Source organism: Oleiphilus sp. HI0079, assembly GCF_001635105.1.
In genome coordinates this window covers 1-11,481 of sequence record NZ_LWFT01000514.1, presented here as the reverse complement: position 1 = coordinate 11,481, position 11,481 = coordinate 1, and the positions used below count along the sequence as shown (strand labels likewise).

The window sequence follows — 11,481 nt, the reverse complement described above, 5'->3', positions numbered from 1 at the left end:
ACGAGGGGTATGATTTTGTTTCAAACTCTCTGAATGGCGATGGTGACGGTCGCGATGGAGACTCCAGTGAGCCTTCCGGCGGTACGTTTCACGGAACCCATATCTCAGGTTTGATAGCGGCTGAGTCTAACAACTCAGCCGGTATCGCGGGCATCGCGTATGATGCGGACATTATCCCGATTCGAGTGCTTGATCAGACGGGCTCTGGTTCGGCTTTTGATATTGCCGATGGTATTCGCTATGCCGCAGGCTTGCGAACAACTGACGGTCTCATATTATCCCCGAGAGTCGATGTGATTAACTTATCTCTTGGGTTGAATGCCGATAGTTTTGTGATTGCCGATGCGGTACGTGATGCCGTTGCCGCAGGTGTTGTTGTGATTGCCGCAGCCGGAAATGATGCAAGTGATGCGGCGTTTTATCCAGCGCAGTACCCTGAGGTATTTGGTGTTGGCTCAGTGAACCATCAGGGCTTTTGCTCGTTGTTTTCGAATTTTGGTCAGAATGTATCGCTGATGGCGCCAGGCGGAACTGATACGAGCTCGATTTACTTTGACGGTATCGATGACGACATACTAGGGCCTTTTGCGACTTCACAGTATGCATTTTTCGTCGGAACGTCCTTCGCTGCGCCGCATGTCACAGCGGTTGTTGCGCTTATGAAGCAGCTCAACCCGAGTCTTGATTCGGTTAGCTTTGCTTCTCTTCTGAATCGAGGCGTTTTGACAGATGTGCGTGAGAGCGGTGCGTTCTACGGACGCGGTGTCATAAACGCAGAAAAAGCGGTAGCGGTGTCGGGTGGCTTGCTGAGCGACAAGCTTGATGCGTTTCCTGAATCATTGAGTTTCACACAGGACGATGAAAGGCTCGTCCTAACCTTGAGCAATCTTGGTGCTGGTTCTTTGTTTGTGGATTCCGTGACGTTTACTGCGCCTTGGTTAAGCTTGAGTGCGCAAGATACGGATGGATTTGGTTTGGGCCGCTATGCCATCACGATTGATTCATCGGTCGCGTCTGATTTGGCAGAATCTGCGCAGGTTGAAGTGCGTTATTCCTTAAATGGTGGTGCTCAGCAGATTAAGGCGATACCTGTTTACAAAGCATCAGAATCTCTTTCTAGTGCGCTTTCTGGTGTTTACGTTTATCTCGTACGAAAAGAGAGTGTAACCTCGTTTTCCTCATCTTATGAGGTTGTTCAATCTGCCTTTTTTGATCACGTTCATGGTTCGACGGCTTTTCGCTTTGACGATGTGCCCAGCGGCAATTATTACCTAGAGGCGAGTACGGACAATGATGGTGATCGACGGTTGTTTGATCCGGGCGAGGCGCTCGGTGCTTACCGTCTTTCAAATGATGATGCATACCTGACACTCAACTCTGATAGGGAAGGGGTGCGTTTTTCTATGACATTTCAAGATCTGGATGAAGCGAGTGAGTATGCTCAAAGCTTTGATCCCCAGATTGATCGCGCGTTGCCCTGAGCGTCTTTCTTTTCTTAAACATCACCCATCTTGGTGCTTAGCTATTGGCGCTTGGCGCTGAATTGTTTAAGCTCTCGAGATATGAGTACCCCCTATCTATGTAAGAAGAGCTATGTCTGAGAACTCCTCGTCTAATAAGCAATATACCGCCGACTCGATTGAAGTTTTAAGTGGGTTAGACCCGGTTAAAAAACGACCGGGAATGTATACAGAGACCACCCGTCCCAACCACCTTGCGCAAGAAGTCATTGATAATAGCGTCGATGAAGCCTTAGCCGGACATGCGACGAAGATAGAAGTTGTCCTTCATGAAGACGGCTCGTTATCCGTTTCGGACAATGGTCGTGGCATGCCGGTTGATATTCACTCTGAAGAGGGTGTTCCGGGCGTTGAGTTGATTCTTACGCGATTGCATGCCGGTGGTAAATTCTCGAATGATAACTATAGCTTTTCTGGTGGTCTTCACGGAGTTGGCGTGTCGGTGGTGAATGCGCTCTCGACCAAATTAGAGGTGTTTATCCGCCGCAGCGGTAATCTTCACAAGATTGCTTTTGCGGATGGCGATAAAACGCATGACCTAGAAGTCATCGATACGGTTGGTAAACGTAACACTGGAACACTCGTTCATTTTTGGCCCGACGCGAAATACTTTGAGTCTGTTAAGTTCTCGATTTCGCGTTTGCGACACGTACTTCGCGCTAAAGCGGTCCTATGTCCGGGACTGCACATGGTCTTTAACAACAAGCAGACCAACGAGAAAGATGAATGGCATTTTGAAGACGGCTTAAAGGATTACTTGATTGGTGCGACTGACGGTTTTGAAACCTGCCCAAAGGTACCGTTTACCGGATCAATGGCTGGCAACAGTGAAGCGGTAGATTGGGCTATCCAGTGGTTAACGGAAGGTGGCGACATCACTCAGGAAAGCTACGTTAACCTTATTCCAACCGCGCAGGGTGGAACGCATGTTAATGGCTTTAGAACCGGCTGTTTGGAGGCGATGCGTGAGTTTTGTGAGTTTCGAAACTTGTTGCCGCGCGGCCTTAAGTTAGGCCCAGAGGATATTTGGGACAAAAGCTGTTTTGTCCTTTCGGCGAAACTCGCTGACCCTCAGTTTTCTGGTCAAACCAAAGAGCGATTGTCTTCTCGAGAAGCTGCCGCGTTTATTTCGGGGGTTGTCAAAGATGCGTTTAGTCTTTGGTTAAACCAACATACGGATGAGGCTGAGCAGCTCGCTACCTTGTGCATCAATAATGCACAAAAGAGAATGCGCGCTAGTAAAAAAGTCGTCCGTAAAAAGGTGACTTCCGGACCTGCGCTACCAGGGAAACTTGCAGATTGCTCCGGGGTCGATGCGATGCGCTCAGAGTTATTTTTGGTAGAGGGTGACTCTGCTGGTGGCTCTGCAAAACAGGCGCGTGATCGTGAGTATCAGGCAATCATGCCCTTGAGAGGTAAAATACTGAATACGTGGGAGGTCGAGTCGAGCGAAATTCTCGCCTCGCAAGAGGTTCATGATATCTCTGTTGCGATTGGTGTCGATCCTGGCTCAGATAACCTCGAAGGTCTGCGTTATGGCAAGGTTTGTATACTTGCCGATGCCGACTCGGATGGATTGCATATCGCGACCTTGTTGTGCGCCTTATTCGTAAAGCATTTCCAGCCTTTGGTTGAAGCAGGGCACATCTACGTTGCGATGCCGCCTCTCTATCGAATCGATGTCGGTAAGGAAGTCTTCTATGCGCTGGACGAATCTGAGCGTAAAGGCGTGCTCGATCGTATCGAGGCCGAGAAGAAAAGAGGCAAAGTCAACGTTCAGCGCTTTAAGGGCTTGGGCGAGATGAATCCTATGCAATTGCGTGAAACAACCATGGCACGCGACACGCGTCGTCTCGTCCAATTGACGATAGAAGATCATCCCGGAACGGTTGCCAACATGGATATGCTGCTTGGAAAAAAACGAGCCGCGGATCGCAAAGCTTGGCTCGAATCTAAAGGCGATATGGCCGAAGTTTAGGCGTTTTTAGAACGTCAGAGCGCGATGTGGGCCCTGACGTTACGCATGTTGCTTTCCTGTCGACAAAAGCTTGGGGGTACGATTTGTCGAAAGCCCTGTCGAAATCCCTTATAAAGCCCTCCAGCATTGGTGTTTCTTCAAACCGATATTATGCAACGAATAGTGAAGTTGCTATTCGCGTGCTTCTTCGCGCGATTTCTTCAATATTTACTTAGATTGGCCGCAAGCAATAAGAACCGAAACAAGATAATAAGCGAAACTCGCTTTGTTGGATAAAAAACGTGACAAACTGCTCGCTCTTTTATCGAATTAAACATTTGCCTTTGGTTTATTGGCACAATAGTTGTGTCTGGTTGATCTAAAAACAATATTGGTCAGAGCGTTGGCCCAACTACGTAACAACACGCCAAAGAACAACACCAACAAAAATAACTACGAGATAACGATGAGCGATAGTCCAGTTAACCGTGATGAAAATTCGACCCAGAACAGCGAAGCAAGTAGCGAGTTACATGTCGATGCGGCGCCCAGTTCGTTAGACAGGTTCAAGCGTGTAGCGCAAACCGTGATTACTACGGTAATTCTGGCCTTGCTGCTAGGCACCATCACCTCCGGCACAAGTGAAAACATGCATGCGCAGATGCTCAAGCTTGGCGCATATATCTGGGAAGACTATTTTGTTCTGCGCGGTGATCGACCGATTACCGAGTGCGATCCTCAAGAGGACATCGAGTCTCGTCTTGATGTTCTTGAGCAAGAGCATATTGCTGAGAACGAGGCGTTTTCTCTACTCGCGGAGGACTTTAATCGCGATTCTGCACGCGAGTCCTTAATCAGTCAGCTCCGTGTATGTCAAAAGAAACACGATGACGCGGCAATCTATGACGCGAATCTGACATCGGCGGTCGAGGTTTTCCGTTCTTTAGAGCATGTTTTTGCCGATATTAGTTTGTTTGCCATTGCGCACCAAAAGCTCACGTTGATTTCGCTGTTGATGTTGGCCACCATCATTGCAACAGCGCGCAGAAGTCACATTGCTTTTCGTTCGGTTCACCATCGTAAGGATCATTACATTTCTACAACGGCGCAATTTGTGTCGCATGTTGGGCTCGGTGTTTCCGGCTATGCGTTCTACCATGGCTCGCTGAACTCAGGAACGGAAGTGACGCATCCTGAATTGTTTTTCGCCCTGATCGGAGGCTGCTCGGTGCTGGCTTTGATCAATATCTATCATTTTTTCCGCCCAGAAGAGCATCTAGAGCAGGGTGGTGGTTGGCTTCGTGCGCTGCTAACGATTCCGATCCAGACTTTTATGCTGCTGGCGGCTTGTTTCCACTTTTTTGTAACCGAAGCACATTTGCCTGGCATCGCGATTTACTTTACGCAAATTTTCCAGCTAACCAATCTGCACTTGGCGATAGGCCTTTATATCCTTGCAGGGATGATGCTCAAAGAGACACTGCTTGGCGCAAAGTTGTTTGATGTCTTTCGCCCATGGCGTCTTCCGCCTGAAATGATGGCCTTCGTAGCGATTGCGTTAATGGCCTACCCAACAGCCTACACAGGAGCGTCCGGCATTATTATCATTGCGATGGGTGCTGTGGTGTATCAAGAGATGCGTCGAGTTGGTACTCGTCGGCAACTATCGCTTGCGGTGACCGCTATGACCGGTTCAGGGGTCGTTCTGCGCCCTTGTTTGCTGGTTGTTGGTATCGCCATCCTTAACAAGGAAGTAGTCACCGATGAGCTATTTCATTGGGGCTTTAGAGTATTCTTGCTGAGTATGGTTGTGTTTGCGGTGTTCGCGCTCATCACTAAGAAAGAGCCGTTGAATCCGGCGCCGGTTAGTGAAGCGCTTGTCCCATCGTTGCGTTTGGTTAAGCCCTTGCTGCCATACTTCGCGATTCTTGCCGGTACGCTCGTCGCCTATGCTTATCTGCTTGATACTTATCTAGATGAGTTTTCTGCTCCGATTGTGCTTCCAGTATTGGTGGCGATTGTCTTAATTTGGGAGCGTAAGTTCAGCCACGATTTTGAGCATCGCAATAAAACAGCTGGCGCTGCGCCAACCGTTTCGCTCGCTTTCCATAAAGCGGTTGATAACTCTGCCATTCAAATTGGCGCTTTGCTCATGCTCATGGCCTGCTCATTCACCGTTGGCGGTATTATCGAGCGTGGCGGTGGTGTTTTGGAAATTCCCGAGGTGTTTGATTCGCCGTATGCTGCGATGTTGTTTATGGTGGCATTTCTGGTAATGATCGGGATGATTATGGATCCGTTCGGTGCGCTGATTTTGGTAACGGGCACCATCGCTCCAGTTGCATATGCACAGGGTATTCATCCTATTCATTTTTGGATGACCGCTCTAATGGCGTTTGAACTTGGTTATCTGAGCCCGCCGGTGTCGCTGAATCACTTATTGACGAGGCAGGTTGTTGGGGACGATGAAGTGGATAAAGCCTTGCAAGAAGGGGATACGTTCTACTATCGCCATGAGCGGATTATCTTGCCGCTGTTAGTGATGGGAACCACGTTAATTATCGTGGCTTTTGGACCACTGATCTATTTTGAGTTCAACCCACTCCCGCTACCTTAGCGATTAGACTGAGAATAGGCATAAAAAAAGGCATCCTGAAGAGGATGCCTTTTTCGTCTGGTTGGACGTTTATGCAGCGCCAATCAGCTTTTTAATACTGCCTACTACGTTGTCGCCTTTAAATGGCTTAACAATCCAACCTTTAACGCCAGCCGCCTTGCCGCGTGCTTTCATGCGCGGGTCGCTTTCGGTTGTTAGCATGATGATGTTTACACCTTGATTGTTGAGATCACTGCGTACTTTTTCTGCCATGGTTAGGCCATCCATGTTCGGCATGTTTACATCCGAGATAACAAGCTTGATCTGACCGTCTTTCTGAAGTTTGTCTAGGCCGTCTTTGCCGTCGATTGCTACTTCTACTGATAGATCGTTTGCTGCTAAAAAACTGCTCACTTCGTTGCGAACAGTCGCTGAGTCGTCAACTACTAGAATCTGTGCCATGGTACTTTCCTCGCGTTTGTTACTGCTAGAAAGGCATTGCCTTTCTTATCTGCTAATTTGTTTTTTTGTTTCCGACTCTAGTTTTCTAGAGTTCTTACTGCATTAATTTGAGTATAGCTACTTGCTCTGGAGTGCAAGTATTTGGTTAAAAAAACTCCAATTCACCGTTATCGACAAACTCATCTACGGCTTTTTCGCTTTCTTCAAATTTCTCTGGAGACCAGTTCAAATTGAAGATAAGTCGTTGATATAACGTGATATCTGGGAAACGCATCTCGGGATCGTGCAGAGTAAACTTAAAGCAAAGTTGTGGCTCGGTAGAACCAAAGGAAATGTGTTTCCTCTGGTGGTTTACCATGATCGGAACTTGTGTGCGCAGCCCATCAGTGTTGACGTCATTGGTGAAATAGCGTGCTCTTATGCTGCCCCAGATCAGGTTAGTGACCTCGTTCAGAATACCGTTGCTATCACGGGAATCAGGTTGGTTTTTCTTGATTTGCGACGCACCTGAGCGAATAAGATCTAAGACTTCATTTTCTGTTGTTTGCAGCATCATGTAGCCGCGACACCAATCACTCTCAAGAGGGATTAGGCTGAATAGCTCGCCATATATAATCTGATCTTTTACCAAGTAGGGCAGTTCATTTCGAACCTCGACACCGGGAACGATACTCTCGAATGCATTTTTGGATAACTCGATAATGCCACTTGCGAGCTCCGCAGGGTAAAACATGCTGCAGATGTAGTTGTGTACGAGTTCGTTCAGTTTGTCAGCGTCGCCGCTCATGTAGCAACCGGCAACCGATTCCTGCACGATCTCTGGAAGATCATCCATGCTGTCTGTATGCGCACGACGAAGGAAGATAGGAAGCTCGGGGCGAGCCCGATGAATTTTCGAGCAAAGCTCAATACCGCTAACGCCATTAAAATCTTTGTCTTCGCTTAAGAATACGGCACCAAGATCGACGTTCGATTGCATAACGTCGTTAATTTCGTTGGTTGCATCGCGAAGACCAATGGTGTTGTTTCCGGTGCAGACTTTTAAGCCGACTAGGTTGTTGTTGGTGCATACTTCCTTGAGCACAGAGAGTGCTGCTTCGTTACATTCATGTACGAGCACTTTACTGACAATTTGTGTTTTCGCTGTCATTACTGCCTCTATTACTTAGAAAAACTCAAGCTCACCGCAGTCTGCTTCTTCGACTTCGGTCGTACTTGTTGTGGTTGATGTAATGTCAAAATCCAGCTCAGTGTCATTGCAAACATAGATGCCGCACTCAAAAAGTGTTTGACCATTAATCTCTATATGCTTAAAGCTCTCAAAGCTTGGTTTCTGAGAGAGCATGTATTTCATGCTACCGGACTCGAGTCGATTCGGAGTCGACATCCCTAAGCTGGGGATGAAATTATTAAGACTTCGCTTTATCGCCCCGCAAAACGTGTTGCCTACTTCGCCGACAAAGTCATAAAAGCGCTCGTCTGTAAGGGTGTCGGCGGTGGTATTGAGTTTGTTTGCTACAAAGGCTTTGGTAGCGTCGTCATTGTTTAAATGGATTACCGTCAGCACCCTGAACAAGGGCGAAGAAATGGTCAGCAAAACAAACTCTTTGAATTCGCCATGAATGCTCGAGTTAGCGTCTGCAGTATGAATTTCTGTTTCGGCACTCGAATAAAAGCAATCTTCCATAGCGATGCCGAACAAACGCACTAACTCGCGATTAAAAGAACTTTGGCTCATGTTCCGTCTCCGCTTACGCCGCTTGGACTCGGGTTAGCAACTCTTTAACGATCTCATTGGTCGCTGATACATCGGTAAGAATCATCTTTCCGCCAGCTTGGATATCTTGGAAGGTCGTCGTGGTTAGAAAGTCGTTCTTATTCAGATTTTCTTTGTAGCTTTCGCTCAGCTCCTGGCTGCGCATTGCTAGGTTTCGAACTTCTTCAGCAACAACGGCAAAGCCTTTTCCATGCTCGCCGGCGCGAGCTGCTTCAATGGCAGCGTTTAAAGCCAAGATCACGATTTGCTTGACGATATTGAAAAATTCTTGATTCTGATGATGCATCTCAGCATTGTGCTCCATCAGCTGGTTTAGGCTTTCATGCCAACGCTCGAAGGTAACGAGCATTTCTGTCAGTTCGACGAGATCGCCTTCGACTTTAGCAAGCTGTTCAGTGAGGAAAAACTGTTCACGCTCATGCTCATGACGCAAGCTTTGTATTTGAGCCTCATAGTTTTGGGCGATTTCGTTCTTCTCGTTTTCTAAGGTGCTTCGCAGAAGTTCGATATCCTGCTCAAGTTCTGCATGCTGGTTTGATACACTTGCATGGTTTTCGATATGGTCGTTGATAATCGATTCATGCTCATCAAGCTTGATTGATTGCGCAACTTGTTGATTGAGATTGGTTACTTCGAGCTCTTTTTCTCTAAGCAATCTCTTGCTTTGAGTTGCCTTAATAAAGAAACCAAGGGCAAACGCGACGCCCGCTGCTAGCGCTGAGATAATTATCGTTGTCATGGTACTCGCCGAAATATTGTTGTTAGTTTGACGTTATTTGACTTTTTTAACGTTCTAATTTTTAGCCTAGCACCGAATGAATGAGCTGCTTATTTTTTAGCTTTCGCTTTCATTATCAGGGCTTTCTCTATGAACTAAGTCACTTTTCTGCCCCTAAAAACGCGAATTAATGCGAATTGCTGCACGATTTTATGGGAAAATGCAACTTTTCAAATTTTTAATCTAGAGTGAAATTGAAGGCCAAAAAAATAAACAGAGGCAAGAGTAGGATGTTTCAGCTGAGTTTTAACCAAAAAGTCGCGTTCGGATTTGGGTTCATCATCGTATTGATGCTCACATCAGGATTGTCATCGCTATGGAACCTTAACGACATCAATGAGTCGACATCGCGGGTTAACCAGACCGCGGTGCCGGTTGTGAAAGAGAGTAACCAGGTTCAGATACAACTGCTTAAGCTAGCGAAGTTGAGTAGTCTTGCATTTAATGCTGAAGATAGTGACAGCATTCGTGTCTATAAGCGGAAGTTCATGCAGGGCGTGAAAGACTTCGAAGGTTTATATGGAAGCCTTGAAAGTCTCGCTCAAGATGATGCTGACATGAATGCTCTGGTTATTGGCATCAAGAGTAATTACGACTTCTATCGTTTTGCCGTGACTGAAATGTTTGAAGCCAAGTCATTGATGATTTCAGCGAATGAGGCGATGCATGCTGAGGCGGATGAGCTGTTTAATATGGCTGATTCGTTGGGCGGCGCTTTAGTCGACTTGCAGTACTTTATGGCCGAGCCGAAAGACACCGAGAACATGGAACTCGTGGCCGGTTTTGCAAACCAAGCTGATACCAATGCACTCGGCATTCTCAAAACCGTTGAGCAGGTCCAGCGTGCAAGTTCTCTCGACAATCTTGGAACGATGGATGATTTCAAGTTCTCCTTGCAGGATTCCAAGCTCTGGTACGACAAAGGTGCCGACGTTTTTAAAACCTTTGGCGACACTGAGTATCTAGTGAATGCTGAACAAGCCTATAGCGACTTGGCGAAAATGCTTGACCGCACACCCTCGATTGTTGATCACAAAAGAAAGGAGCTGGAGCAAGCGGAGCTTGCTAAGCAGAAGCTGAAAGAAGCGGATGCGGCTGTGACGCAGTCAGTTGCCGGTCTCGATGAGCTACTTGAATCCGCAAATGGCCAATTTTATTCATTGCAGGGTGAAGTGCTGGGCAATCTTGATTTTGGCTTCAAGTCTTCGATTGTCATGTTGATTGTACTTATTTTGCTGGCGGCGCGTAATTTTAACTCGATGCGCTCTGCCATCCAGACGAAAATGGAAGACCTCGCCAAACTGAACAAAATTGGCGGTACACTTGCCGCTGCGCATAATCAAAATTCGGCATTAGAAGAAGTGCTGCAGAGTATGCACGACAAAATCGGCGTGAGTCAGGGTTCGGTTTATTTAAGTAATGAGAAGCAAGAGCTCGTTGTTAAGGCGCACTTTCCTCCAAAAGCGAATTCTAGTGATATGGCGCCGGCGCGTTTTGAGCTAGGCGAGGGGATTATCGGTAAAGCGGCTAAGACCAAGCAGATCATTTTTGTACCAAACACGGAACGAGACAAGTCCTACATTCAAAGCGACAAAGACTCCGCGCCTAAAGCGCTCCTTTGTGTTCCTTTGATGGATAAAGACATGCTGGTAGGCGTGATAAATTTATCGGGTGATGTGAAGCAGGTTAGCTTTGCAGATAGTGACTACGAGTATGTATCGTCTGTTGCGCAGTCGTTGGTTACAACGATCAAGAACATTCGTATGCGTGAAGTAATTGAAGAGCATGCGCGAACCCTGGAAGCGAAAGTAGAAGAGCGCACAGCCGCTTTACATCAGAAAAACCAAGACATCGCTAACATGATGGCGAACATGCACCAAGGCCTCTTTACCATTACGGATGGCGGCTTGGTGCACAAGGAATACGCAGCATATCTCGAGACAATTTTTGAAACCGACAGAATTTCTGGGCGCAATGTGAACGATCTGTTGTTTGCCAATAGCACCCTTGGTGCGGATGCACGTGATCAGAATATCACCGCGGTTGATGCGATTGTTGGCGAAGATTCGATGATGTTTGAGTTCAACTCTCACTGTCTTGTGAATGAGATGACGGTTGCCTTTGACGATGGCCGCGAAAAAATTCTTGAGCTGGATTGGGATCCGATCGTCAATGAGGAAGATGTTGTTGAACGCCTGATGATTACCGTTCGTGATGTGACTGAGATTCGAGCGCTTGAAGAAGCGGCGAAAGGTCAGCAGCGCGAGCTTGAGCTTATTGGCGAAGTGCTTGCAATTGATGCAGGCAAGTTTGCTGAGTTCTTGCGTGGTTCGAAGCAATTTATGGCGGCTTGTCAGCAAGCCATCAAGAATAATACTGAGAAGTCTACCG

Annotated in this window: 8 protein-coding genes; 4 read left to right on the top strand and 4 right to left on the bottom strand. The window is 47.2% G+C overall.

Annotation, left to right across the window (positions count from 1 at the left end):
- The 3 genes from A3750_RS06935 to A3750_RS06925 all read left to right on the top strand — a co-directional run.
- On the top strand, positions 1 to 1,481 hold a 1,481-nt coding region (locus tag A3750_RS06935; protein WP_156498469.1), incomplete at its 5' end, for a S8 family serine peptidase.
- 112 nt (positions 1,482 to 1,593) lie between these two features.
- Positions 1,594 to 3,498 carry a DNA topoisomerase IV subunit B gene (gene parE, locus A3750_RS06930; protein WP_068466230.1) on the top strand — a complete coding sequence of 635 codons (1,905 nt, stop codon included), beginning with the start codon at positions 1,594 to 1,596 and terminating at the stop codon, positions 3,496 to 3,498.
- A gap of 445 nt (positions 3,499 to 3,943) precedes the next feature.
- Entirely contained in the window at positions 3,944 to 6,094 is a 2,151-nt protein-coding gene (locus A3750_RS06925; RefSeq protein WP_082863252.1) for a TRAP transporter large permease subunit, read from the top strand.
- 69 nt (positions 6,095 to 6,163) lie between these two features.
- Here the strand turns inward: A3750_RS06925 and A3750_RS06920 are convergent, their stop codons facing one another.
- From A3750_RS06920 to A3750_RS27290, 4 genes are all read right to left on the bottom strand, one after another.
- Positions 6,164 to 6,535, bottom strand: coding sequence for a response regulator (locus tag A3750_RS06920; protein ID WP_068456981.1), 372 nt, complete (start codon positions 6,533 to 6,535; stop codon positions 6,164 to 6,166).
- Positions 6,536 to 6,680: 145 nt separating this feature from the next.
- A complete protein-coding gene (locus tag A3750_RS06915) occupies positions 6,681 to 7,685 on the bottom strand; it encodes a chemotaxis protein CheX (RefSeq protein ID WP_068456978.1) in 1,005 nt (334 codons plus the stop codon).
- Between the two features lie 15 nt (positions 7,686 to 7,700).
- Positions 7,701 to 8,273 (bottom strand): hypothetical protein, encoded by a 573-nt coding sequence (locus A3750_RS06910; protein WP_068456977.1) that lies wholly within the window; start codon positions 8,271 to 8,273, stop codon positions 7,701 to 7,703.
- Between the two features lie 13 nt (positions 8,274 to 8,286).
- Complete coding sequence (locus tag A3750_RS27290) at positions 8,287 to 9,051, bottom strand: methyl-accepting chemotaxis protein (RefSeq protein ID WP_068456974.1); 765 nt, start codon at positions 9,049 to 9,051, stop codon at positions 8,287 to 8,289.
- 269 nt (positions 9,052 to 9,320) lie between these two features.
- Between A3750_RS27290 and A3750_RS06900 the strand changes: the two genes are divergently transcribed.
- Positions 9,321 to 11,481: GAF domain-containing protein (locus A3750_RS06900; RefSeq protein ID WP_156498468.1), on the top strand; the 2,161-nt coding region annotated here is incomplete at its 3' end.